Origin of the sequence: Micromonospora sp. NPDC049274, assembly GCF_040678875.1 — a bacterium.
GTDB lineage: Bacteria > Actinomycetota > Actinomycetes > Mycobacteriales > Micromonosporaceae > Micromonospora.
Genome location: NZ_JBFAQS010000004.1, coordinates 156,682 through 181,292, shown reverse-complemented (window position 1 = coordinate 181,292; position 24,611 = coordinate 156,682). Strand labels below are relative to the sequence as shown.

18 protein-coding genes are annotated in these 24,611 nt (G+C 72.2%); 6 read left to right on the top strand and 12 right to left on the bottom strand.

Annotated elements, in window-relative coordinates; translation table 11 throughout:
• Positions 1 to 4 precede the first annotated feature (4 nt).
• Positions 5 to 2,260: a hypothetical protein gene (locus tag AB0K10_RS09710; RefSeq protein WP_363681720.1), complete on the bottom strand. Its 2,256-nt coding sequence runs from the start codon at positions 2,258 to 2,260 to the stop codon at positions 5 to 7.
• A gap of 150 nt (positions 2,261 to 2,410) precedes the next feature.
• Here AB0K10_RS09710 and AB0K10_RS09705 point away from each other — a divergent pair, with 150 nt between their 5' ends.
• From AB0K10_RS09705 to AB0K10_RS09695, 3 genes are all read left to right on the top strand, one after another.
• The gene (locus tag AB0K10_RS09705; protein WP_363681718.1) at positions 2,411 to 4,069 is read left to right on the top strand and encodes an FAD-dependent oxidoreductase; all 1,659 of its coding nucleotides are present in this window, start codon (positions 2,411 to 2,413) and stop codon (positions 4,067 to 4,069) included.
• Positions 4,066 to 5,505: an ATP-binding protein gene (locus AB0K10_RS09700; RefSeq protein WP_363681716.1), complete on the top strand. Its 1,440-nt coding sequence runs from the start codon at positions 4,066 to 4,068 to the stop codon at positions 5,503 to 5,505. The genes AB0K10_RS09705 and AB0K10_RS09700 overlap by 4 nt, the downstream gene beginning before the upstream one ends.
• A 106-nt stretch (positions 5,506 to 5,611) precedes the next feature.
• Entirely contained in the window at positions 5,612 to 7,558 is a 1,947-nt protein-coding gene (locus AB0K10_RS09695) for an ABC transporter ATP-binding protein (protein WP_363682200.1), read from the top strand.
• A gap of 23 nt (positions 7,559 to 7,581) precedes the next feature.
• On the opposite strand, the gene AB0K10_RS09690 is transcribed toward AB0K10_RS09695, so the two are convergent.
• The 10 genes from AB0K10_RS09690 to AB0K10_RS09645 all read right to left on the bottom strand — a co-directional run bounded on the left by AB0K10_RS09690 (position 7,582) and on the right by AB0K10_RS09645 (position 17,491).
• Positions 7,582 to 8,085: an NUDIX domain-containing protein gene (locus tag AB0K10_RS09690; RefSeq protein WP_363681714.1), complete on the bottom strand. Its 504-nt coding sequence runs from the start codon at positions 8,083 to 8,085 to the stop codon at positions 7,582 to 7,584.
• A gap of 39 nt (positions 8,086 to 8,124) precedes the next feature.
• On the bottom strand, positions 8,125 to 8,766 hold the full coding sequence (locus tag AB0K10_RS09685; RefSeq protein ID WP_363681712.1) for an SRPBCC family protein: 642 nt from the start codon (positions 8,764 to 8,766) through the stop codon (positions 8,125 to 8,127).
• Positions 8,766 to 9,131 carry a metalloregulator ArsR/SmtB family transcription factor gene (locus tag AB0K10_RS09680; RefSeq protein WP_363681710.1) on the bottom strand — a complete coding sequence of 122 codons (366 nt, stop codon included), beginning with the start codon at positions 9,129 to 9,131 and terminating at the stop codon, positions 8,766 to 8,768. The genes AB0K10_RS09685 and AB0K10_RS09680 overlap by 1 nt, the downstream gene beginning before the upstream one ends.
• Before the next feature lie 28 nt (positions 9,132 to 9,159).
• The gene (locus AB0K10_RS09675) at positions 9,160 to 11,250 is read right to left on the bottom strand and encodes a xanthine dehydrogenase family protein molybdopterin-binding subunit (RefSeq protein WP_363681708.1); all 2,091 of its coding nucleotides are present in this window, start codon (positions 11,248 to 11,250) and stop codon (positions 9,160 to 9,162) included.
• On the bottom strand, positions 11,247 to 12,230 hold the full coding sequence (locus tag AB0K10_RS09670; protein ID WP_363681706.1) for a xanthine dehydrogenase family protein subunit M: 984 nt from the start codon (positions 12,228 to 12,230) through the stop codon (positions 11,247 to 11,249). The genes AB0K10_RS09675 and AB0K10_RS09670 overlap by 4 nt, the downstream gene beginning before the upstream one ends.
• A complete protein-coding gene (locus AB0K10_RS09665; RefSeq protein WP_363682198.1) occupies positions 12,227 to 12,724 on the bottom strand; it encodes a 2Fe-2S iron-sulfur cluster-binding protein in 498 nt (165 codons plus the stop codon). Before AB0K10_RS09665 ends, AB0K10_RS09670 begins: the two co-directional genes overlap by 4 nt.
• Before the next feature lie 167 nt (positions 12,725 to 12,891).
• On the bottom strand, positions 12,892 to 14,268 hold the full coding sequence (locus AB0K10_RS09660; protein ID WP_363681704.1) for a GH1 family beta-glucosidase: 1,377 nt from the start codon (positions 14,266 to 14,268) through the stop codon (positions 12,892 to 12,894).
• A 29-nt stretch (positions 14,269 to 14,297) separates the two neighbouring features.
• Entirely contained in the window at positions 14,298 to 15,137 is an 840-nt protein-coding gene (locus AB0K10_RS09655) for a carbohydrate ABC transporter permease (protein WP_363681702.1), read from the bottom strand.
• Positions 15,130 to 16,122, bottom strand: a complete 993-nt coding sequence (locus tag AB0K10_RS09650) for a sugar ABC transporter permease (protein ID WP_363681700.1) — start codon at positions 16,120 to 16,122, stop codon at positions 15,130 to 15,132. The genes AB0K10_RS09655 and AB0K10_RS09650 overlap by 8 nt, the downstream gene beginning before the upstream one ends.
• A 70-nt stretch (positions 16,123 to 16,192) precedes the next feature.
• Positions 16,193 to 17,491 (bottom strand): sugar ABC transporter substrate-binding protein, encoded by a 1,299-nt coding sequence (locus tag AB0K10_RS09645; RefSeq protein WP_363681698.1) that lies wholly within the window; start codon positions 17,489 to 17,491, stop codon positions 16,193 to 16,195.
• A 235-nt stretch (positions 17,492 to 17,726) separates the two neighbouring features.
• On the opposite strand from AB0K10_RS09645, the gene AB0K10_RS09640 reads away from it, so the two are divergent.
• Positions 17,727 to 18,926, top strand: a complete 1,200-nt coding sequence (locus tag AB0K10_RS09640) for an ROK family transcriptional regulator (RefSeq protein ID WP_363681696.1) — start codon at positions 17,727 to 17,729, stop codon at positions 18,924 to 18,926.
• A gap of 227 nt (positions 18,927 to 19,153) precedes the next feature.
• Entirely contained in the window at positions 19,154 to 21,790 is a 2,637-nt protein-coding gene (locus tag AB0K10_RS09635) for a discoidin domain-containing protein (protein ID WP_363681694.1), read from the top strand.
• A gap of 113 nt (positions 21,791 to 21,903) precedes the next feature.
• Here the strand turns inward: AB0K10_RS09635 and AB0K10_RS09630 are convergent, their stop codons facing one another.
• Positions 21,904 to 23,226: an FAD-dependent oxidoreductase gene (locus AB0K10_RS09630; RefSeq protein WP_363681692.1), complete on the bottom strand. Its 1,323-nt coding sequence runs from the start codon at positions 23,224 to 23,226 to the stop codon at positions 21,904 to 21,906.
• Positions 23,227 to 23,360: 134 nt separating this feature from the next.
• On the opposite strand from AB0K10_RS09630, the gene AB0K10_RS09625 reads away from it, so the two are divergent.
• Complete coding sequence (locus AB0K10_RS09625) at positions 23,361 to 24,602, top strand: TIR-like protein FxsC (protein WP_363681690.1); 1,242 nt, start codon at positions 23,361 to 23,363, stop codon at positions 24,600 to 24,602.
• The last annotated feature ends 9 nt before the right edge of the window (positions 24,603 to 24,611 follow it).

The following is a 24,611-nucleotide window of genomic DNA, read 5'->3' as shown; positions in this document are numbered from 1 at the left end:
CGCCTCAGTCGGTCGTCCGGCGCTCGGCACGCAGTCCCGCAGTGAGGTCCCGCACCGCCTGCGTGAACTCGTCCTGCGCCTCGCACGGCCAGTGGCCCAGGATCGGCGGCGGCACGCTGTCACTGGGCGGCGGCAGCACGCCCTGCGGGTCGGTCAACCGGCGGTCCACCGCCGCCTCCGGCCCGGTCGACGTCCCGGTGTCCCCGGGTCGGCGACCGGCGAACATCCACCCACCGATCGGGTCGGTGTCGCGCCACAGGTTCACCCAGCGCCAGCCGACCCGCTCGCCGATCTCGCGCAGCGACGACTCGTCGACGTAGGCGGGGAACAGCCGCGCGTACAACCGGCTCAGCGGCGACCCGTAGGTGAGCAGGGCGACCCGGTCGGTGACCCGGGGCGGCAGTTGCAGCAGCGTGGCAGCGAGCAGCACCGAGCCGTGGCTGTGCCCCGCCAGCAGCACTCCGGCGCCCTGGTCGACGAGGTAGGTGATCCGCTTGGTCAGCTCCGGCACGGCCCGTTCGGCGTAGCAGGGCGGAGCGAAGGGATGCGCCCCCCGGGGCCAGAAGGTGCCCAGATCCCACAGCACGCCCACGTACCGGCGGAACCCGGCCGTCCGGTAGGCGAAGATGCCGCCGATCACGAGCCCGACCAGGATCGCGGCGATCGCGTAGCTGCCCGCTCCGATGAGAAAGTCGACGAGGCTCTCGGGCACGCCGACGTACCGCTGGAACACGTCCCCGGGATAGAGCTGGAGCAGGCCGAGCAGGCTGGTGGCCAGTCCGAGCGCGGCGGACGCGGCGTAGACCACGGTGAGGGGTTCCAGCCGTTCGGTGAACCGGGCCCGGGCGACCGCCTGCTCGACCCGGCGTAGCCGCCCCGCAGCCTCGGGCGGCGCGTGCGGGAAGTCGGCGGCCACGATCGCCCGCGCGGCCCGCCACCGGCTGCGGCGGGTGGCCACGGTGACCAGCGCGCCCACCAGCAGCGCGGCCAGCACCGCCAGAAAAAACCCGAAGATCGCCCACTTGTACGCCAGCGGCGGGCCGAACGCCTCCTGCGCGCTGTGCCCACCGTCGCGGTCCAACACGTCGGCCATCCGGTAGACCAACTCGGCGGAGAACGCCACCGCGAGCCCGGCGCCGATCGTGACGAAGACCGGAGCGCCCAGGGCGCGCAGCCGCGGGAGCCGCTGCCCGTCGGGGCGTCGCCTGCGGCCGCGCCCCCAGATCACCACCGCCGCGAGGATCACCAGCAGCACGGTCTGGCTGACGAACAGCCAGGCCACCGTGGCGCTGTAGCCGGGCAGCATCCTGCTTCGCGGCCACGGCTCGTGGCTGGTCAGGGTGTACGCGATCACCAGGATCGTCAGGCCGCAGGCGATCGTGCGGAGCCCACGCGTGACCGCCTCCAGCCGGGGCACCGGGGTGGGGCGGTCCATGTCCCGCACCTTCGTCAGCAGGACGACGCAGGCGAGCAGCACGGCCCCGGTCGCGACCGCCAGCGCGGCCCGCACCACCGACTCGTTCTGGCTGTCCCAGGCGGCCAGCAGGCTCCCGTCCAGCGTGGCGAACGCGGCGGCGACGTGCACCGAGCGCAGCCGCCCCACCACCGGGCTGCCGTCCCACTGACCGACCGCGCTCAGGTGCTGGGCGGAGGTCTCCTGGGTCACCCCGGTGCGAAAGGCGTCGAACGAGTGGCTCGGTCGCGCGCCGAGCCACCACACGATCCCGATGGCGACGACCGGCACCAGGGCCGACACACCCAGCCGTATCCCGGGCGGACGACCGCCGAGCCAGGAGAGCCAGCTCCGTCCGGCCGTGCAGGTCGGGGTGCCCATGCAGCGCCAGGCGATGAGGTCCACCGCGCTCCCGACGATGGAGAGCACGTAGAGCATCGTGAGGGTGAGCGCGAGAACCCGGCACAGCGCGACGATGACGTACTTCCCCGAGAGGCTCGCCGGGCGCATCCACAGCGCCACGTTGCAGAGCATGAACGGCAACAGGAACACCAGCGACAGCGTCCGCACGGCCGTTCCGGACGGCAGGTCGCTCCAGCGGTACGCCTCCAGCGTGATCCCGTCCGTGCCTGTCGAGTCCGGGTAGCCCGGACGCGGACGGAAGAACCCTCCGCTGCGGTCCCCGGCGACCTGGTGCACGTGCGGTCGGTTGAGCACCTGCTCGGCGCTCGCACCGGACACGCCGTGTACCCGCAGCTCCACGACCCGACCCGACATCGTGGGTTCGGTCGGCGACGCGTCCGCCATGGGCCCCCCGAGGTGTGCGACCGCCGGCCGGTCGGCGATCCTGGCCGCCCGCGCGGCGGTGCGGCTTACCCGTCCCGGGCCGGGTCAACCATGCGTCGCCGCCCACACCGGTGGTGCGACCGGGCCCCGGAGGGTGGTTCTATTGGCGCCATGGCAAACCCGGTGATCCTGACCGTCGACGACGATCCCGCGGTGTCCCGGGCGGTGGCTCGGGACATCCGGCGCCGCTACGGCGACCGCTACCGGGTGCTGCGCGCCGCCTCGGGGCCGGAGGCCCTGGACGCGCTGCGGGAGGTCAAGCTGCGCGGTGAGCAGGTGGCGCTGCTGCTGGCCGACCATCGGATGCCGGAGATGACAGGCGTCGAGTTCCTCGAGGCCGCCATGGACATCTTCCCGGCCGCCCGTCGGGTGCTGCTCACCGCGTACGCCGACACCGACGCGGCGATCGAGGCGATCAACGTGGTCGACCTGGACCACTACCTGCTCAAGCCCTGGCACCCACCGGAGGAGAAGCTGTATCCGGTGGTCGACGGCCTGCTGGAGGCGTGGTCGGTCACCCCGGACGCGGCGAGCACCGAGATCCGGGTCGTGGGGCACCGCTGGTCGGCGCCGTCGTTCAAGGTCCGTGACTTCCTGGCCCGCAACCTCGTGCCGTACCGCTGGTTGTTGTCCGACGACCCGGAGGGCGCCCGCCTGCTCGACGCGGCCGGTGCCACCGAGGCGGACGTGCCCCTGGTGGTGACCGCCGAGGGCAAGGCCCTGGTGGCCCCCAACGAGACCGAGCTGGCGGCGCTGGCCGGGTTGACGGTGGTGCCGGCGTCCGACTTCTACGACCTCGTGGTGATCGGCGGCGGTCCGGCGGGCCTGGGCTCGGCCGTGTACGGCGCGTCGGAGGGGCTGCGCACCGTCCTCGTCGAGCGGCGGGCGACAGGCGGCCAGGCCGGGCAGAGCAGCCGGATCGAGAACTACCTGGGCTTTCCCGACGGCGTCTCCGGCGCCCAGCTGACCGACCGGGCCCGACGGCAGGCGGTGAAGTTCGGCGCCGAGCTGCTCAGCGCCCGGGAGGTGGTCGGCCTGAGCGAGGCCGGCGGTGCCCGGCTGCTGCGCTTCGGCGACGGCAGCGAGATCGCCGCGCACACAGTGGTGCTGGCCACCGGGGTCTCCTACCGTGTGCTCGACGCGCCGGGGCTTGCCGACTTCACCGGCCGGGGGGTGTTCTACGGCGCCGCCGCGACCGAGGCGCCCAGCTGTGTCGACCAGGACGTCTACATCGTGGGCGGGGCCAACTCGGCCGGCCAGGCCGCCGTGCACTTCTCCCGGTACGCCGCCCGCGTCCACCTGCTGATCCGCGGCGCGGACCTCACGGCGTCGATGTCGCGTTACCTGATCGACCAGCTCGAACGCATCGATGCGATCACCGTGCACCCGTACACGGCGGTGGTCGGCGCCAGCGGGCAGGACCACCTGCAACAGCTCACCCTCTGCGACACCCGCACCGGGCAGGCCCACTCGGTCGACACGTCCTGGCTGTTCATCTTCATCGGCGCCGAGCCCCGCACGGACTGGCTGGACGGGGTGCTCGTCCGCGACGGGCGCGGCTTCATCGTCACCGGCCCGGACCTGTTGGCCGGTGGTAAGCGTCCGGCCGGTTGGTCGCTGTCGCGCGACCCGTACCACCTGGAGACCAGCGTGCCGGGGGTCTTCGCCGCCGGGGACGTCCGCGCCGAGTCGGTCAAGCGGGTTGCCTCGGCCGTCGGCGAGGGCGCGATGGCCGTCTCGCTCGTGCACCGCTACCTGGAGGCCTCATGACCACCCCGTCGGAGCGGTTGACGCCCGCGCAGCTGCGTGACCTGTTCCTGTTCGAGTCCCTCGACGACTCCCAGCGCGCCTGGCTGGCGGAGCGCGGGCGCGTCGAGCAGCGTGCCGGCGGCACCTTGGTGTACGCCGAGGGTGAGCCCGGCACCTGCTTCTTCGTGTTGCTGCGTGGCGCGGTGGCGCTGAGCCGGCAGGTGCGCGGCGACGACATCGAGGTCAGTCGGACCGACCAGCGTGGGGTGTACGGCGGGGCGGTCCAGGCGTACCTGGGGGACCAGGTCGACCAGATCTACCGCAACAGCATGCGGGCGCTCGTCGACTCGGACTTCTTCGTGCTGCCGGCGGAGGACTTCGCGTACGCCCTGCGGTCCTGGTTCCCGATGCCCATGCACCTGCTGGAGGGGCTGTTCCTCGGCCTGCGGAACAGCCAGACCATCGTCGGCGAACGGGAGCGGCTGTTGGCGCTCGGTTCGCTGTCGGCGGGACTGACCCACGAGCTCAACAACCCGGCCGCGGCGGCGGTGCGGGCCACGTCGGTGCTGCGTGATCGCGTCGCGGGCATGCGGCACAAGCTCGCCATGATCGCCGACGGCCGGCTCGACGGTCGGGCGCTGCACGGCCTGGTCTCGTTGCAGGAGGAGGCGGTGGCGCGGGTGGCCACCGCGCCGAAGCTGACCCCGATGGCCACCGCCGACGCCGAGGACACCCTCACCGACTGGCTGGAGGAGCACGGCGTGGGCGGCGCCTGGGACCTGGCGCCCATCCTGGTCGCCGGGGGTCTGGACACGGCCTGGCTCGGGCAGGTGAAGGCGGCCGTCGGCCCAGCGGACCTGGAGGCCGCGGTGCGGTGGCTCTCCTACACCGTCGACACCGAGCTGCTGATGCGCGAGATCGGCGACGCGGTCACCCGGATCTCCGGGCTGGTGGGTGCCGCCAAGCAATACTCCCAGCTGGACCGCGCGCCGCACCTGGTGGTGGACGTGCACGACCTGCTCGACGCCACGCTTGTCATGTTCAAGGGCAAGATCCCCGCCGAGGTCAAGCTCGTCCGCGAGTACGACAGGTCGCTCCCGCCGATCCCGGCGTACGCGGCCGAGCTGAACCAGGTGTGGACGAACCTGATCGACAACGCGCTCGGCGCGATGGGGGAGAAGGGCGTGCTGACCGTCCGCACCGGCCAGGTCGGAGACCTGCTGGCGGTGGAGATCACCGACACCGGTCCCGGTATCCCGCCCGAGGTGCGCCCGCGCATCTTCGAGCCGTTCTTCACCACGAAGCCGGTCGGCGCGGGCACGGGTCTGGGGCTGGACATCTCGTACCGGATCGTGGTCAACAAGCACCACGGCGACATCCGGGTGGAGACCGAGCCCGGGAACACCACGTTCCGGGTGCTGCTGCCGATCACCGAGGACGTCGCGCCGAGTTTGTGAAACACCCGTACGACGCGCCGACTACCTAGAGACATCGGCAAGTCGCGCGCAGTAGTCTCGGGCGGCGTTCGTGCTTCCCTCCCCCCGAGGAGCGTCCGTGGACTCGATGGCCCGCCCGCGCACCGCGCACCACGACGACGACCAGCCGCTCGACCCGCCCGACGACGCCTCCATGCTGCCGGAGTTGGAGGACGCCGCGTGGATGCACCATGCGACCACGTTCGCGCACACCAGCTTCTGGGCCGTGGCCCGACGACTGCCCCGACTCGTCCGTGAGGCGGTGGCGCTGGCCTGGACCACCAACCGCGTGGACACCGTCGCCTCCATCGGCCTGAACGTCGCCGCCGGGGTGATGACCACTTTCGGCCTGCTCGCCACGACCACCGTGCTGCGGGAACTCTTCGCCGCCGGGCCCACCCCGGACCGGGTGCGCTCCGCCCTGCCGGCGCTTGTCGTGGCCGCGGCGGCGGTCTCGGCGCGCGGCGGTCTGACGATCGCGGCCGGTTGGGCCCAGGCGCGGCTCACCCCGCAGATCAACTACCAGGTGGAGCTGCGGCTGTTCGAGGCCACCACCGCCGTGGACCTGGCCGCGTTCGACGACGCCGGGTTCGCCGAGGAGATGGACCGGGTCCGCGACCGGGGGATGGGCGAGGCGGCGTGGATCGTCGACCACACCGTCAATCTGGTCACCGGCGTGGTCGGAATGCTCGCCACCGCCGTGGCGGTGACCGTCATCCAGCCGCTGCTGCTGCCCTGCCTGCTGCTCGCGGCCGTGCCCCAGGCGATCACCGCGGTGCGGATGGCCCGCCGGGAGTACCTGGCGATGCTGGCGCGCATCACCCGCCGGCGGCGGATGTGGATGCTCGCCCACCTGATGGCCAACCGGCACACCGCCGCCGAGGTGCGCGCCTACCAGATGCGCGACTTCCTGCTCGCCGAGTACCGCGCGGTGATGGCCGTCGAGACCCGCGCCCAGCTACGGCTGGTCCGCTCGCAGACCGGCACCCGCGTGGCCGGCGCCACAGTGGCGGGCCTGGCGACCTTCGGGGTGTACGCCGTGCTCGGCGGGCTGCTGCTCGCCGGCATGGTCGCCCTCGCCGCCGCGGCCACCGCCCTGCTCGCCCTGCAGTCCGCGCGGACCAGCCTGGGCGTCGCCGTCGTCGCCACCAACTCGCTGTACGAGGACGCCCTCTACTACCAGGACTACCGGGACTTCCTGACCCGGGCGCAGGGCCGGGTGCCCGTCGGCGGTGACCGGACTGTCGACGGCGTCGAGACGATCGACCTCGACGAGGTGAGCCTGCGCTACCCCGACACCGACGCGCCTGCGGTGGACCGGGTCAGCCTGACGATCCGGCGCGGTGAGGTGATCGCGCTGGTCGGCGAGAACGGCTCCGGCAAGACCACCCTGGCCAAGTTGATCGCCGGTCTCTACCGGCCGACCGGTGGGACGATCCGCTGGGACGACGTCGACGCCGCCGAGCTGGATCCGCGCACGCTCGGCGCGCAGGTGGCAGTGATGACGCAGGAGTACTGGAAGTTCCCGTTCACGGCCGGGCAGAACATCCGGGTGGGCCGGCACGACCGTACGCCCGAGCATCCCGGCCCCGATGTGCAGGAGGCCGCCGACGCGGCCGCGGCCCACGACATGATCGTCGGTCTGCCGCACGGCTACGACACCCTGCTCGACCGCGAGTTCAAGAACGGTCACGAGCTGTCCGGCGGGCAGTGGCAGCGGCTGGTCGCCGCCCGCGGCCTCTATCGCGATGCCGCCCTGCTGATCTGCGACGAGCCCTCGGCCGCCCTGGACGCCCGCGCCGAGCACGCCCTGTTCCAGCACCTGCGCCGTCGACCCGACCGGGCGGTCGTCCTGATCACCCACCGGCTGGCCAACGTCCGGCACGCCGACCGGATCTTCGTCATGGACCGGGGTCGCCTCATCCAGGAGGGCAACCACGACGAGCTGATGGCGGCCGGAGGCCTCTACCGCGAGCTGTTCGAGTTGCAGGCCAGCGGCTACCGGGCCGGCGCCACCGACGCCGCGAGCCACTGACCCCACCCCACGCGGGCCCTGCTTCAGCCGTCGAGGACGTCGGCCAGGACCCGGGTGTGGGTGGAGAACGCCAGCTCGACCGGGTCGGTGAGCACCAGCCACTCGGTCGCCTCCTCGGTGGGCGCCGACGGCGGCAGGTCCTCCACAGCCCGCTCGGGAAGCACCCCGAACACCATCATGGTGCCGCCCGCAGGTGCGCCGTGCACGGCGAGGAGCCGGGCATCCTCGGCCGCCGCGACCAGCCCGGTCTCCTCCCGCAGCTCACGCACGAGCGCGTCGGACCACTCCTCGCCGTACTCGATGAATCCGCCGGGCAGCGCGAGCTGCCCGCGGGCCGGTTCGATGTCCCGGCGGACGACCACCACCCCGAGGCCCTCGGCGGTGCGGACCGGGAGCACCGCCACCGCGACGGGTAGTGGGTTGCGCCAGACGGTCTCGCCGCAGACCGCGCAGACCCGCGGCCACCCGGCCGCCGCCGGGTAGGCGGCGCCGCAGTAGGAGCAGTGCGAGTACGGCGTACCGGTCATGGCGCAGCACGTTACCCGGACCGCCGTCGTCGGAGCTGCTCAGGCCTGCGGGACGCCCGTGTAGAAGGCGGTGGTGCGCTCCGCGGCGGCCTTGGCCTCGTCGGCGTCGGTGCCGGCGGCGATGCTCGCCTCGCACCAGAGCTGGCTGCTCAGCTCCATGGCGCGTCGGCCCTCGGCGGAGGCGACCCACTCGGCGCTGTCCTCCGGTCGGACACCGCTGCCGTCGCCGGAGAGGTACGTGGCGAGACCGAGCAGGCCCAGGTCCCAGCCGACGCCGACGGCGCCCGGCCCGAACTGCGCCCACCGGTCCTGGTCGACGTGCGCGATGTGGTCCAGGTCGAGGCGGGCCCGCTCGTCGCCGACAGGCGTGACCCGTACTTCGATCCAGCTCACGTCGCCGCCCATCTCCCAGGTGGCGGTGAAGCGGTGTGGAGGCTCGCAGCTCTCGATGGTGCCGCCGGCGTTGCCCTGGAGCTGGTACGTCCCACCCAACCGCAGGTCGCCGCTGATCGGCAGGAACCAGCGCGGGATGCGCTCGACGTTCGTGCAGGCGTCCCACAGATCGTCGGCCGTCGCCTGGTAGGTCTGGCTGATCGTGGTCACCCGGGCCTCGCCGGCCTCCAGGGTGCGGCTGCCGACCTGCCGCTGGACGGCGTTGATCTGCTCGGTCGCGTCGAACATCAGGTGTTCCTCTCGTCGGGTGGATCGGCGGACCCGCGCAGGCGACGCTCGCGTCGGCCCCGGGCCAGCTCGGTGGCGAGTGCCGCCAGGGATGGCGCCCAGAACCGGCGGAAGTGCTCCAACCATCCGTCGACCTCGCGCAACGGGCGCGGGTCCACCGCGTACAGCCGTCGGGCGCCCTCCGGCCGCACGGTGGCGAAGCCGTTGTCCCGCAACACCTTGAGGTGTTGTGACACGGCGGGCTGGGAGATGCCGAATTCGTCGCGGATGACCGCGCTGACCGCGCCCGCGGTCTGCTCGCCGTCGGCGAGCAGCTCCAGGATGCGGCGCCGGACCGGATCGCCCAGCACGTCGAAGGCGTGCACGGCGACAGTTATATCACCGCTAGCTTATTTAAGCCAGACCTGAAACTCCGACCAGCTTGTCGAGGCGGATCGGCAGGTCCCGCACGCGGACGCCGGTGGCGTGGTGCACCGCGTTGGCGACCGCCGCCGCGGCGCCCACGATGCCGATCTCGCCGATGCCCTTCACCCCGGCGGGGTTCAGCTCGTCGTCGGACTCGTCCAGCCAGTACGCCTCGACGGACTCGACGTCCGCGCAGCCGGTGATGTGGTACGTGGCCACGTCGTGGTTCACCCAGTCGCCGTACCGCTCGTCGAGCAGACCCTCCTCGTGCAGCGCCATCGACAGCCCCATCGTCATGCCGCCGATGAGCTGGCTGCGCGCCGTCGTCGGATTCACCACCCGGCCGGCGGCGAACACGCCGAGCATCCGGTTCACCCGCACCTCACCGGTGTCCGCGTCCACCCGCACCTCGACGAAATGCGCCCCGTACGCGTACCGGGGCCGCTCGGGCTGGCCGCCCACCTCGTCGGTGGTGTCCGCCTCGGCGCTGACCTCGGTACCCGGCGGCACACCGTCGCGGAGCTTGCCCCGCAGCGCCTCGCAGGCCCGGATCACGGCCCAGCTCCACGAGGCGGTGCCCATCGAGCCACCGGCCAGCGGGGCCACCGGGAGGTCGGTGTCGCCGATGCGGATCTCGACCCGCTCGGGCGGCACCCCGAGCGCGTCCGCGGCCACCTGCCAGAGCGCCGTCCGCGCGCCGGTGCCGATGTCGGTGGCGTCGATCCGGGCCAGGAAACTGCCGTCGGGCCGGGCGGTCACCGACGCCGACGACGGCCTCGCCCGGGCCGGATAGCTCGACCCGGCCACCCCGGTGCCGATCAGCCACCGCCCGTCGCGCCGGGCCCGGGGGGTCGGATCCCTGCTGGTCCAGCCGAAGCGCTGCGCCCCCTCGCGCAGGCAGGCCACCAGGTTGCGGCTGGTGAACGGTCGCCCCTGGTCGGGGTCGACAGCCGCGTCGTTGCGGATCCGCAGGTCCACCGGGTCGACGCCGGCCGCGATCGCCAGTTCGTCCATCGCCGACTCCAGGGCGTACGCGCCGGGGCACTCGCCGGGCGCGCGCATCCAGAACGGCGTGGGCACGTCGAGGCGTACCAGCCGGTGGGTGGTGCGCCGGTGCGGCGCCGCGTACATGCTGCGGGTGTAGACGGCTATCTGCTCGGCGAACTCCCGGATGGTCGACGTCTGGCTGATCGCGTCATGGCAGACCGCGGTGAGTCGCCCGTCGGCGTCGGCGGCGAGGCGGACCCGTTGGATGCTGGGGGTGCGGTAGCCGATCGGCCCGAACAGTTGCTGGCGGGTCAACGCCAGTTTGACCGGGCGGTCCACGTGCCGGGCGGCGAGCGCGGCGAGCACGACGGACGCCTTGGCGTACCCCTTGCTGCCGAAGCCGCCGCCGACGTGCTCGGCGATGACCCGTACCGACTCGCGGGGCAGCTCGAACAGCTCGGCCAGCGTCGCCTGCACCGGCGCGGCGCCCTGGGTGGAGTCGTGCACCAGCAGCCGCCCGTCCTGCCACCGTGCCGTCGTCGCGTGCGGCTCCATCGGGTTGTTGTGGTACGCAGGCGTCCGGTAGGTGGCGTCCACCCGCACCGGCGCCGCCGCGTACCCGGCGTCGAAGTCGCCCTCGGCGGTGTCCGTCGGGTAGCTGGGGTTGACGTGCTCCGGCTTGTACAGGCCGGGGTGGTCGTCGGTGAGCACAGTGCTGTGCGGGCCGGTGTCGTAGTCGATCCGGAGCAGTCGGGCCCCCTCCCGGGCAGCCTCCAGGCTGGTGGCCACCACCACGGCGACGTACTGCCCCCGGTAGTGCACCGCGGGCTCCTGCAACAGCCACAGCTCCGGCTGCGGGCCGGGCGCGATCCGGGGCGCGTTGCCGTGGTGCAGCACCGCCAGCACGCCGGGTGACGCGAGCGCCTCGTCCGCGTCGACGCGGGTGATCCGCCCCCGGACCACGGTCGCCGGCACCACCCAGCCGTAGGTGACGTCGTCGGTCGGGTACTCCACCGCGTACCGGGCCGTGCCGGTGACCTTCTCCCGACCCTCCAGCCGGGGGTACGCCCGGCCGACCGCGCCAGCGCTCACGACGTCGCCAGTTCGGTGAGCACCCGCACCGTGATGGCCCGGGTCAGCGGCAGCTTGAAGCCGTTGTGCCGCAACGGTCGCGCCTCGGCCAGCTCGGCGTCGGCGGCCCGCGCCGCCAGTTCCGGGCTGAACGGGCGACCCCGCAACTCCTCCTCCGCCCGGTACGCCCGCCACGGCCGGTGCGCCACCGCGCCGTACGCCAGGCGGACGTCGCGGACCACGTCGCCGTCGAGGTCGAGGACCGCGGCCACCGAGCCGGCCGCGAAGGCGAACGAGGCCCGGTCGCGCACCTTGAGGTACGCCGAGCGGCGCGCGGCCGGCAGGACCGGCAGGCGTACGGCGGTGATCAACGCGCCACGCGCCAGGGTGGTCTCCCGCTCCGGATGCGTGCCGGGGGAGCGGTACAGCGCGGCGAGCGGGACGTCGTGGGCGCCGTCGGCGTCGTGCACCTCCACCACGGCGTCCAGCGCGGCGAGGGCGACCGCCAGGTCCGACGGGTGGGTGGCGACGCACTGCTCGGACCAGCCCAGCACGGCCAGGTCGCGGTTCTGCCCGTGCAGGGCGGCGCAGCCGCTGCCCGGGTCGCGCTTGTTGCACGCCTTGCCGGTGTCCTGGAAGTAGACGCAGCGGGTGCGTTGCAGCAGGTTGCCACCGGTGGTGGCCAGGTTGCGCAGCTGGCCGGACGCGGCGGCGAGCAGGGCGCGGGCCAGCACCGGGTAGTCGCGGCGTACCACCGGGTGGGCGGCGAGGTCGCTGTTGCGCACTGTCGCGCCGATTCGCAGCCCGCCGTCGGGCAGCTCCTGGACCGCGTCCAGGGGCAGCCGGGTGACGTCGACCAGCACGTCGGGCCGCTGCACCCCGAGCTTCATCAGGTCCACCAGGTTGGTCCCGCCACCCAGGTACGCGGCGTGCGGCTCGCCGGCCAGCACGGCGACGGCGTCGGCCACGTCGGCCGGCCGGTGGTAGCGGAACGGCCTCACGGCGTGGCCGCCGTCTCGCGGATGGCCGCGACGATGTGCGGGTACGCGGCGCAGCGGCAGAGGTTGCCGGCCATCCGCTCCCGGATCTCGGCGTCGGTCAGCTCGGGCGGCGAGTCGAGGTCGTCGGTGACCGCGCTGGGCCAGCCGCGGGCGACCTCGTCGAGCATGCCCCGGGCGGAGCAGAGCTGCCCGGGGGTGCAGTAGCCGCACTGGAACGCGTCGTGAGTGATGAACGCGGCCTGCAACGGGGACAGGTCGTCCGGACCGGCGAGCCCCTCGACGGTCAGCACCGACCGGCCGTCCACCGTGACCGTGAGGATGAGGCAGCTCTTCGCCCGGCGGCCGTCCAGCAGCACGGTGCAGGAGCCGCACTGGCCGTGGTCGCAGCCCTTCTTCGCCCCGGTCAGGCCCAGGTGCTCGCGCAGCGCGTCGAGCAGGGTGGTGCGGTTGTCCAGCGTCAGCTCCCGCCGGTCACCGTTGACCTCGAACGCCACCCGGGACGAGTGACGCTCGTCGGTCGTCGTCTCGTTCTCCGGTCCGCCCCGCACCGGCCCAGACTAGCGGCAGCGGCACATAAGCGGGCGAATTACGCATAGAGCCTGCCGGACGTGCCCCGGGCGCCGCCGGATGCGGCGCCCGGGGATCCCCGCCGGCCCCCGTCTCAGGCCACCGGCGCTGTCGCGTCGGTGGTTCGGGCGAGGCGTTGGTGGGCGCGGATGAGCTCCGCGTAGCGCAGGCCGCTGGCCTTCACGGTCCGCCGCTGGGTGGCGTAGTCGACGTGCACCAGCCCGAAGCGCTTGTCGTAGCCGTACGCCCACTCGAAGTTGTCCAGCAGCGACCACACGAAGTAGCCGTCCAGCGGCACGCCCCGGGCCACCGCCGACGCGCACGCCGCCAGGTGCTGCTCCAGGTGGTCGGTGCGCTCCTTGTCCTCGACGGTGCCGTCGGCGGTGACCTCGTCCCGCCACGCCGAGCCGCTCTCGGTGACGATGATCCGGCCCGGCCGGTACTCCTCGTGCACGTCGACGAGCAGCCGCTCCAGGCCCGCCGGGTACATCTCCCAGCCCATCGCGGTCTCCACCGAGCCGGGCACCGGCACCTGCTTCGCGTACGGCGCCGGGCCGGTCGGGTCGTCGACGACCAGTTGGCGGAAGTAGTAGTTCACGCCGAGGAAGTCGGTGGGCGTGGCGATCACCGCCAGGTCGTCACCGCGTACCGGCGGCTCGACGCCGTAGGTGGCGATCATGTCCGCGGGGTAGCCGCGCCCGTGGATCGGGTCCAGCCACCAGCGGTTGACGTGCCCGTCGGCCCGTCGCGCCGCCGCGACGTCCTCGGGTCGGTCGGTCGCCGGCTCGATCGGGCTGAGGTTGAGCACCAGACCGATCGACGCCTCTCGGGCGGCGTTGGCCCGGATCGCCTGGGTGGCCAGGCCGTGCCCGAGCAGCGCGTGGTGCGAGGCGTGCACGGCGCGGGTCAGGTCCCGCTCGCCGGGGGCCATGTTTCCGTCCAGGTGCCCGATCCAGCACACGCAGAGCGGCTCGTTGACCGTGTTCCAGTCGGCCACCCGGTCGCCGAGGCGGGCGGCGACCACCGCCGCGTACTCGGCGAACGCCTCGGCGGTGGCGCGTTCCGGCCAGCCACCCCGATCCTGGAGCACCTGCGGCAGATCCCAGTGGTAGAGCGTGACGAACGGCCGGATCCCGTCGGCGAGCAGCGTGTCGACGAGCCGGTCGTAGAAGTCCAGCCCGGCGGGGTTGACCCGACCGACGCCGTCGGGCATCACCCGGGGCCAGGCCACCGAGAACCGGTACGCGTCCACGCCGAGCCGGCGCAGCAGCGCCAGGTCGTCCGGCCACCTGTGGTAATGGTCGCAGGCCACCGCGCCGGTGTCGCCGTTGTCGACCTTGCCGGGGGTCGCCGAGAAGGTGTCCCAGATGGACGGCGACCGGCCGTCGACGTCGACGGCCCCCTCGATCTGGTACGCCGCCGTGGCGACGCCCCAGAGGAAGTCGGGTGGCAGCTTGGACAGGTCGGGCACGGGTCGGTTCTCCTCTGGGTGTGGGTGAGTCACTTGACGGCACCGGCGGTGAGGCCGGCGACGAAGTAGCGCTGCAGGGCCAGGAATCCGGCGACGACCGGGATGCTGACCACCAGCGAGGCCGCCATGATCTGGTTCCAGTAGACGTTGAACTGGGTGGAGTAGCCCTGTAGGCCGACGGCCAGGGTGCGGCTGCCCTCGTCGGTCATCACGGAGGCGAACAGCACCTCACCCCAGGCCGTCATGAACGCGTACACGGTCACCGCGACCACGCCGGGCACGGCGGCCGGCAGGATGACCCGGAACAGGATGCGCAGCGGCCCCGCCCCGTCGACCTGCGCCGCCTCGTCCAGCCCGCGGGGAATCGAGTCGAAGTAGCCGACAAGCATCCAGATCGAGAACGGCAGCGAGAAGGTCAGGTACGTGATGATCAGGCCGGTACGGCTGGCGTACAGCTCGATGCCCGTGGCGTTGCCCAGGTTGACGTAGATGAGGAACAGCGGCAGCAGGAACAGGATGCCGGGGAACATCTGGGTGGACAGCACCGTCACCGAGAAGACGCCCCGGCCGCGGAACCGGTACCGGCTCACCGCGAACGCCGCGAAGATCGCCACGGCCACCGAGCAGACCGCCGCGACGCTCGACACCACCAGGCTGTTGACCAGGTAGCGGGCCAGCGGCACGGTGCTCCACATGTCGACGAACGGTTGCAGGGTGGGTCGGCTGGGCCACCAGGTGAAGCCGTTCTGCACGTCCCGCAACGGTTTCACCGCCGAGGTGACCATCACGTAGAGCGGAATGACGACGAAGAGGGTGAGCAGGGTCAGCACGATGCGCCGGCCCCAGCGCTCACCGGCGGTCTCACGCATGGTCGTCCCTCCGGCGGTTGGTGATCAGCAGGTACGCGGCCGAGACGACGAGCAGGAACAGCAGCAGCGCCACCGACATCGCCGAGCCCGAACCGAAGTCCCAGGTCTTGAAGGAGCTGCGGTAGATGTGGATGGAGATGAGGTCGGCCTGTTCGGGCGCGGAGCCGCCGAAGAGCACGTACGGGGTGTTGAAGTCGTTGAAGGTCCACAGGAACAGCACCAGCAGCAGCACCAGGTTCACCGGCCGCAGCATGGGCAGGGTGACCGAGCGCAGCCGGCGCCAGAACCCCGCGCCGTCGATCGCGGCGGCCTCGTACAGCTCGCCGGGCACGTTCTGCAGGCCGGCCATGAGGCACAGGAACGCGAACGGCCAGTTGCGCCAGACCGACACGATCAGCAGCGACCAGAAGCTGTTGTCGCCGATCAGCCAGAACGGCCGCTCGCCCAGCAGCCCGAGCTGGTCGACGAGCACGTGGTTGACCAGGCCGGTGTCGCGCTGCAGCAGGAAGCTCCACGTGATCACGGCGGTGTAGACCGGCAGGGCGTACGGGGTGAGGAACAGCGCCCGCAGGATGGCCCGCCCGCGAAACGGCTTCTGCAGCACGACGGCTGCCGCGATGCCGAGCAGCCAGGCGAACCCGACCGAGAGCACGCTGTAGACAAGCGTCACCCAGAACGAGTGCAGCAGCTCCTTGCCGGCGGCGCTGTTCAGGTCGAGCGTGGCGCGGTAGTTCTCCAGCCCGACGAAGGGCGCGGTGGACCAGTCCCGAATGTGGAACTGGGTCAGCTCCAGCAGGCTCATCCAGACCCCGACCACCATCGGGATCACGTGGATGGCGAGTTCCAGCACGATGGCCGGGGCGAGCAGCAGGTACGGCAGGAGCGAGCGGCGGGGGCCGCGCGGCCGGCGGGCGGCCTCCCGGGCGGGTGACCCGGCCCGGGGTGCGCGCCGGTCGGCGTTCGGCGCGGTGGTGCTGGTTGCCATCGGGGTCCTCTCGGAGGCGGTGGCCGTGGCCGGGCTCGTCGCCCGACCACGGCCACCGGCGCTGCGTGGGTCAGCGCATCTTCTGCTGCGCGTCGGTCAGCTTCGCCTTCACCGACTGCTCGGTGACCGGCTTGCCGCTCGCCGCGTCGGCGAACAACTCCTTCATGGCGGTGCCGACCAGGGTCTCGAAGGTGCTCTCGTCGGGCACCTGCGGCAGCGGGGCGGCGGTGGTGACAAGCGTCTCCTGGATGCTCTTCTGCTCCGGGGCGCTGAACGCCGGGTCGGCGCCCGCGGTCTTCACCGCCGGCAGCGAGCCGTACGTCTTGTTGAGCAGCGTCTGCTCCTCGTCGCTGGTCATGAACTTGACGAAGCTCAGCGCGCCGTCCTTGTTCTTGGTGTGCTTGAAGACCGCCATGTTGATGCCGGCGACCATGCTGTTGACCTTCTTCCCGCCGGCCGGCGGGCTGGCCAGGAACGGCACCGGTGCCACCCCGTACGCGTCGGCGGGCATGTTCTGCGTCTTCAGGTTCGAGCCGGCGGACTGCCAGAGCAGCATGGCGGCCTTGCCGTTGGCGAAGTCGGACACCGACTGGTTCTGCGCGTACTCGGCGTTGCTCGGGTTGGTGATCTTGTCGGCTGCCATGAAGTCGACGTAGCGCTTGATGGCCGAGACGTTCTGCGGGGTGTCGAAGGTCGGCTTGCCGGCCGAGTCGAACCAGTCGCCGCCGTACTGCTGGCTGAAGGTGAAGGCGTGGTGCGCGTTCTCCGACGGGTTCGCGCCCTCGATCGCCAGGCCCCACTTGCCGCCCTTGGTGAGCTTCTTGCCGTCCTCGGCGAGCTGCTCCCAGGTGGTCGGCGGCGCGGTGATGCCGGCGTCGGCGAACGCCTTCTTGTTGTAGTACAGGCTGTACGCCATGCTGTAGAGCGGCACGGCGGCCGGCGGCTTGCCGGGGGCCCCGGCGGCGGCGAGCGCGGCCGGCACGATGCGGTCCTTGCCGCCGACGGCCTGCAGGGTGGCGTCGTCGAACTCGACGAGCGCGCCGGTGGCCTGCAGCGACGCCGACCAGGTGTTGCCGATGTTCACCACGTCCGGCCCCTTGCCCGACGCGGCGGCGGCGAGCAGCCGGTTGAGCAGGTCCGACCAGGGGACCACCTCGAGGTTGACCTTGATGCCGGTCTGCTTCTCGAACTTGTCCAGCTCCGGCTGGAGAGTGGTCTTGTCGGCCTCCAGGCTGGCGCCCTGGTTGCTGGCCCAGTAGGTGAGGGTCTTGGGCGATGCGGCGGAGTCGTCGCCGGAGCCGCCGCAGGCGGCAAGCGATGCGGCGGCCAGTACGGCGGCGGTGAATATCCCGAGGTGTCGTCTCGACACGGTCAGCCCTTCCGGTGCGTGGTGGGGGTCCGCCGACCGTCGTCGTCGATAGGGGTGGCGACGGTGGCCGGCTGCGGACGGGGTTTCTCCGGATGCGCCGTCGGGGGTCCGTCGGCGTTTCCCGGGAGTTACATCACGGCTTAATGAATGTCGTCATTAAAGTTGCTGGCCGGTGGGTCGTCAAGCACGGTGCGGTTACAGTCGCCACCAACGGCCGACGGGAACGAGGGGACGAGTGGAGCTGGCACGAGCCACCAACCGGAGCGTCCGGCTGCGCAACAGGTCCGCCCTGCTGACGAAGCTCTTCCTCGACGCGCCGCTCACCCGGCAGGACCTGGTGCGCAGCACCGGGCTGAGCCAGCCGGCGGTGAGCAACGTGGTGGCCGACCTGATCGACGAGGGCATCGTGGCCGAGGCCGGCGCCGCCGAGTCCGACGGTGGCCGCCCCAGCATGCTGCTGCGGGTCGCCCCCCGGTACGCCTTCGTGATCGGCGTGGACGTCGGCGAGACCCGGGTCCGGGTCGAGCTGTTCGACTTCGCGATGAGCCTGCTCGCCAGCATCGAGTACCCGCTCGATCCCGCACGCACCGAGCCGGCCGTGGTCGCCGGGCACGTGCTCGCCGGCATCGAGGCGGTCACCGGCCAGGCCCGGGTGGCCACCGCCGACGTCCTCGGCGTCGGCATCGGCGTCTCCGGGGTGGTCGAGCAGGGCGTCGAGGCCGTCGTGCACGCCCAGGCCCTCGGCTGGGACCGCGTGCCGTTGGAACGCCTCATCGGCGCGGGCACCGACCTGCCGCTGCACATCGACAACGGCGCGAAGACCCTCGGCCAGGCCGAGATGTGGTTCGGCGCCGGGCGCGGCGCCCGGCACGCCGTCTTCGCGCTCGTCGGCTCCGGCGTGGGCGCGGCAGTGGTGACCAACGGCGCCACCTACCGGGGGGCGTCCAGCAGTGCGGGGGAGTGGGGGCACACCACCCTGGTGTACGGCGGCCGGGCCTGCCGCTGCGGCGCGCGCGGCTGCCTGGAGGCGTACGTGGGGGCGGAGGCGATCATCGACCGTTACCGCGAGGCGCGTCGGGGTCGTCAGGTGCCGGGGGTGGACGAGGAGTCACAGCTCTCCGCGCTTGTCACCGCCGCCGACTCGTCGGCCACCGCTCGCCGGGTGCTGGATGACACGGCGGGCTACCTCGGCGCGGGGGTGGCCAACCTGATCAACCTCTTCAACCCGGAGCGGGTGGTCCTCGGCGGGTGGGCGGCGATGGTGCTGGGCGACCTGCTGCCGGCCGTCCGCGAGGCCGCCGGTCGGCAGGCGCTGCGCCAGCCGTACGAGCAGGCGTCGATCGAGCTGTGCCGCCTCGGCGTGGACGCGGTGGCCCTGGGTGCGGCGACCCTCCCGATCGCCCGCTTCCTCACCGAGGGCGGCGTCCGCCGCTGAGCGGGACGACGCCGTCCGCGACGGCAAATTACACAAAACCCGAACCTCGGGATAAATAACGAAGTTATAGATCGATGTCTTGACGCCGTCGCAATCTCGCCGCAACACTCCTACGAGAGCGCTCTCCGACCCGCGGCGCCGCATCGGCGGCACCACCACGGCACCACGGGCGACATCCGATCCCCCACCAGCGTGGCGTCCGTAACGCCCTATCGACAGGCGATGTCATGACATCTCGTGCTACATCCGTACGTCCGCGTCCCCGGCGGGCCGTCCGGCACCTCCTCGCCGGGCTCGCCGTGGCAATGGTCGCGGCCCTGACCCCGGCCGTCGCCACCGCCCCGGCGCAGGCCGCCCCCACGCTGCTGTCGCAGGGTCGGCCGGCCACCGCCTCGTCCACCGAGAACGCCGGCACCCCCGCGTCGGCCGCCGTCGACGGCAACACCGGCACCCGCTGGGCCAGTGCGTTCAGCGACCCCCAGTGGCTCCAGGTCGACCTGGGCGCCCAGGCGACCATCAGCCAGGTCAACCTGCTCTGGGAGGGTGCCTACGGTCGGGCCTTCCAGATCCAGACCTCCAACGACGCCGCCACCTGGACCACCATCTACTCGACCACCACAGGCGTCGGCGGCACCCAGAACCTCACCGTCACGGGCGCCGGCCGGTACGTGCGCATGTACGGCACCGCCCGGGGCACCGCCTACGGCTACTCGCTCTGGGAGTTCCAGGTCTACGGCGAGACCGGCGGCGGCACGTCCACCTGCGGCAGCACCAACGTCGCGCAGGGCAGCCCGGTGACCGCCTCGTCCACCGAGAACGCCGGCACCCCGGCGTCCGCCGCCGTCGACGGCAACACCGGCACCCGCTGGGCCAGCGCCGCCAGCGACCCGCAGTGGCTGCGCGTCGACCTCGGCAGCACCCGCACGATCTGCCGGGTGACGCTCACCTGGGAGGCCGCGTACGCCCGGGCCTTCCAGCTCCAGACCTCGACCGACGGGTCCACCTGGACCACCGTGTACTCCACCACCACAGCTACCGGCGGCACGCAGAGCCTCACCGTCGCCGGCAGCGGACGCTACCTGCGCGTGTACGGCACCGCCCGGGGCACCGCCTACGGCTACTCGCTCTGGGAACTGGCGGTGAACACGACAGGCGGCGGCACCACCGAACCCCCGGTCGGCACCACCGACCCGTACAACCCCAACCTGGGGTCGAACACGTACGTCTTCGACCCCAGCACGCCCACGTCGACCATCCAGAGTCGACTGAACACCCTCTTCACCCAGCAGGAGACCAACCAGTTCGGCCCGCAGCGCTACGCCGTGCTGTTCAAGCCGGGCACCTACACCGCCGACGTCAACCTCGGCTTCTTCACCCAGGTCGCCGGGCTGGGCCTGAGCCCCGACGACGTCAACCTCAACGGTCACGTCCGCACCGAGGCGTTCTGGATGGGCGGCAACGCCACGCAGAACTTCTGGCGGGCCGCGGAGAACCTCTCGGTGACCCTGCCCGCCGGGCAGACCGTGGAGCGGTGGGCGGTGTCGCAGGCCGCGCCGTACCGGCGGATGCACCTGCGCGGCGCGCAGAACCAGATCCAGCTCTGGAACGGCGGCGACGGCTGGTCCAGCGGCGGCCTGTTGGCCGACACCCGCATCGACGGCCTGGTCGTCTCCGGCTCGCAGCAGCAGTGGTACTCCCGCAACAGCGAGTTCGGCAACGGTTGGACCGGCTCGGTGTGGAACATGGTGTTCCAGGGCGTCGTCGGTGCCCCGGCGCCGAGCTTCCCCAACCCGTCGCACACAGTCATCGCGCAGACCCCGCAGGTGCGGGAGAAGCCGTTCCTGTACGTCGACGGCACCGGTGAGTACCGGGTCTTCGTACCCGCCCTGCGCACCAATTCGACCGGCACGAGCTGGTACAACAAGACCCCGGCCGGCTCGACGATCTCGCTGTCGCAGTTCTACGTCGTCCAGCCCGGCACCAGCGCGGCGACCATCAACGCGGCGGTCGCGCAGGGCAGGCACCTGCTCTTCACGCCGGGCGTGCACCACGTCACCGAGCCGATCCAGATCAACCGGGCCGACACGGTGGTCCTCGGCCTCGGCCTGGCCACCATCCAGGCCGACAACGGCAGCGTGGGCATGCGGGTGGCCGATGTGGACGGCGTCAAGGTCGCCGGCCTGATGTTCGAAGCCGGCACGACCAACTCGCCGGTGCTCATGGAGGTCGGGCCGTCCGGCTCGTCCGCCAGCCATGCCACGAACCCGACCTCGCTGCACGACGTGTTCTTCCGCATCGGCGGCCCGCACGTCGGCAAGGCCACCAACACGCTCACCGTCAACAGCGACAACGTGATCGGCGACCACATGTGGCTGTGGCGGGCCGACCACGCCGCCTCGGGCGTACCGACCGGGTGGACGCTGAACACCGCCGACACCGGGCTGACCGTCAACGGCGACAACGTCACCATGTACGGCCTCTTCGTCGAGCACTACCAGAAGTACCAGACCCTCTGGAACGGCAACGGCGGCCGGACGTACTTCTACCAGAACGAGCTGCCCTACGACGTACCGAACCAGGCGGCCTGGATGAACGGGTCGACCAGGGGCTACGCCGCGTACAAGGTCGCCGACTCGGTGACCAGTCACCAGGCGTACGGGCTGGGCAGTTACAGCTACTTCAACGTCAACCCCGCGGTGGTCGAGGAACGGTCCTTCGAGGTGCCGGTCACCTCGAACGTGCGCTTCACGAACATGGTCACCGTCTCGCTCGGTGGCGTCGGCACCATCAACCGGGTGATCAACAACGCCGGTGGCACCGCGAACGCGGCCAACCAGACGGTGTACCTGACCACCTACCCCTGACCGGGGCGCCCGCGCCGACCCGGTCGACTCATCGGACCGGGCCGGTGCGGGGCGTACCCAGGGCCGAGGCCGGCCCGGTCCCGCCGAAGACCGGGCCGGCCACGGTCACACCCTCAGGACGCCAGCACCTCGGCCGCCGCGCGCTCCCCGGCACGCACCGCGCCCTCCAGGTAGCCGGCCCAGCGGGTCGCCGTCTCGGTGCCCGCCCAGTGCACCCGCCCGACCGGCGTCCGCAACCGTGGCCCGTACACGCGCCAGGCTCCCGGGGTGAACACACCGCAGAAACAACCCCGCGTCCACTCGTCGGCCGACCAGTCGTACTCGACGAGCGCGATCGGATCCACCGCCCGCGGCCCGACCACTGTGGCGAAGGCGTCCAGCACGCACTCGCGCCGCCGCGCCGGGGACATCTCCCGCAGCGCGGCGGCGTCACCGGCGTAGCTGAACCCGGTGAGCACTCCGCGCGGCGAGGTCGGCGTCGAGTTGTCCACGGTCTCGGTGAGCGGGCCGGAACTGCTGGTGGACACGCCGGAGCGCCCGTCGGCTCGCCAGAACGGCTCGGGGTAGACGGCGTGCACCTTCCACGCCGACCCCATCGGCATCCGCTGCGTCAGGCCGTCGCGCAGCGGCGGCAGTGGCGGGTCGTACCGGATCCGGCCGGCCAGTGCCGGCGGCAGCGCGACCACCACGGCGTCGCCGTCGACGCGCCCGGCGTCGGTGCACACCGTCACCCCGTCCGCGTCCTGCCGGATCGCGCGCACCGCGGCGCCCAGCCACAGCGTCCCCGGTGGCAACCCGGCCGCCATCCGCTCGGCCAGCGCCGGCGGACCGCCCACGATCCGGTCCTGCTGCGCGCCGCCGGCCATGCCCAGCAGTGGCCCGGTGCCGCCCGCGCCGCGCAGGTAGAACAGCAGGTGCAGCAGGGAGACCTCGTCCGCGCCGGTGGCCAGCAGTCCACCGGCGAGCAGTCGCCCCAGGTAGTCGGCCGTGTCGGCGTCCCCGGCCGTGGCGCGCAGCCAACCGCCGAGCGTCGTGGCGTCCCACCGCCCGGCCTCCGGCGCCTTCCACGGCGCTGCCGGGTCCACCGCGGCGGCGTATCCGTCGAGCACGCCGAGCACCCGCGCGACAGGCGCCGGCGGGTCGGGCCGCCGCACGCCGGCCCACAGCAGGGTGGACGCGCCGAGCGCCGCCGAGGCGAAGGTGACCAGCCCGTGCTCGGCGACCAGCGCGTACATCCGGTCCTGGGTCGGACCGATCCACTGGGCGCCCAGGTCGAGCTGCGTCCCGTCGGGCAGCCACCGGGTCAGCACCCGCCCGCCGACGCGGTCGCGGGCCTCCAGCACCCGCACGCGCGCACCGGCCCGGTGCAGCGCCGCCGCGGCGGCGAGACCGGAGAAGCCGGCGCCGACCACGACCACCCGGAAGCCCTCGGACACGGCCACGGTCTACCCCAAAGCGTCGGGCATATGACTCTTCGCGCGCTCACGCCGATGATCGCGGTCCGGCTGGGGTGGCATCGACGGTCTTATACTGTGCCTACCGGTCGTGGAACCCGTGAGCGGAGGCGGGCGTGCCACTCTTTTTCCTGAGCTACGCCCAGGAGGACAACCGCAACGGTCAGATACAGGCGTTCTTCGGCGATCTCAGTGAAGCGGTGGCCGGGCTGGCCGCCGTCCACTGGGACGAGGCGGGGTTCATCGACGGGCAGATCCTGCTCGGCAGCACCTGGACGGACGCGTTGTCCGACGCGCTGTCCAGCAGCGCCTGCCTGGTCGCGCTCACCTCCCCCCGGTACGTGGTCAGCGACTACTGCGGTCGGGAGTTCCGGGTCTTCGCCGACCGGATCGACGAGCACGAGCGGCAGTTCCACATCCGTCCACCCGCGATCGTGCCTGTGCAGTGGATCCCGTGCGACCGACTGCCGAAGGCTGTCGCCGGCTTCCAGTACCGCAACTTCCCGACCGGCACCGTCTACGCCCAGGACGGCCTGCTCACCCTCAAGCAGCGCCGCCGGCACGAGGACGAGTACAAGGACTTCGTCGACGCGCTCGCCAAGCACATCGTGCAGACCGCCCGCGACCACACCCTGCACCGGCCGGCGCAGCGTCCCGTGCTGTCCAAGGTGACAAGCGCCTTCGACCTGCCGGCGCGGCCACAGGCACACCACGGCCAGGCCGCCTCGACGGCGGTGCAGCGGGCGACCAGCGCCCGGCACGTGCACATCGTGCTGGTCGCCGGCAGCTCCGCCGAGCTGGCCGACAGCCGGCCCGGCGCCGAGGACCGCTACGGCGCGGTCTCGCGGGACTGGCGTCCGTACCGGCCCGAGCTGGAGGTTCCCATCGGCAGCTGGGCCGGGGCCATCGCCACCACCAAGAGCTACGGCTGGACGGTGGAGGACGCCGAGGAGTTGGCGGCCGTGCGGGAGTGGGCGCAGGCGCACAACCAGATCGTCGTGCTGGTGGTCGACGTCTGGTCCGCCGACCTGCCGCGCTACCAGGTCAGCCTGATCCGCCACGACGGTGACGTGGACTCGCCGCGCGCGCCGGTGCTGGTGCCGTGGACGGCCGCCGACGACGCGGCTGCCGGCGGCAACCGCAAGATGTGGGACACCCTGGCCCGGGTGCTCCCGCACCACGTCCTGCACAACACCCGCGACGTGTGGCGCACCCAGATCGCGACGTCCGCACGCTTCCAGGAGGAACTGGAGGACGTGCTGGTGGTCGAGCAGGGCCGGATCTACCGCACGGGCACGGTCTACCAGGAGCCGCCCACCGACGGCTCGCCTCAACGCCCGATCCTCGAAGGTCCCTAGGAGAGGCAC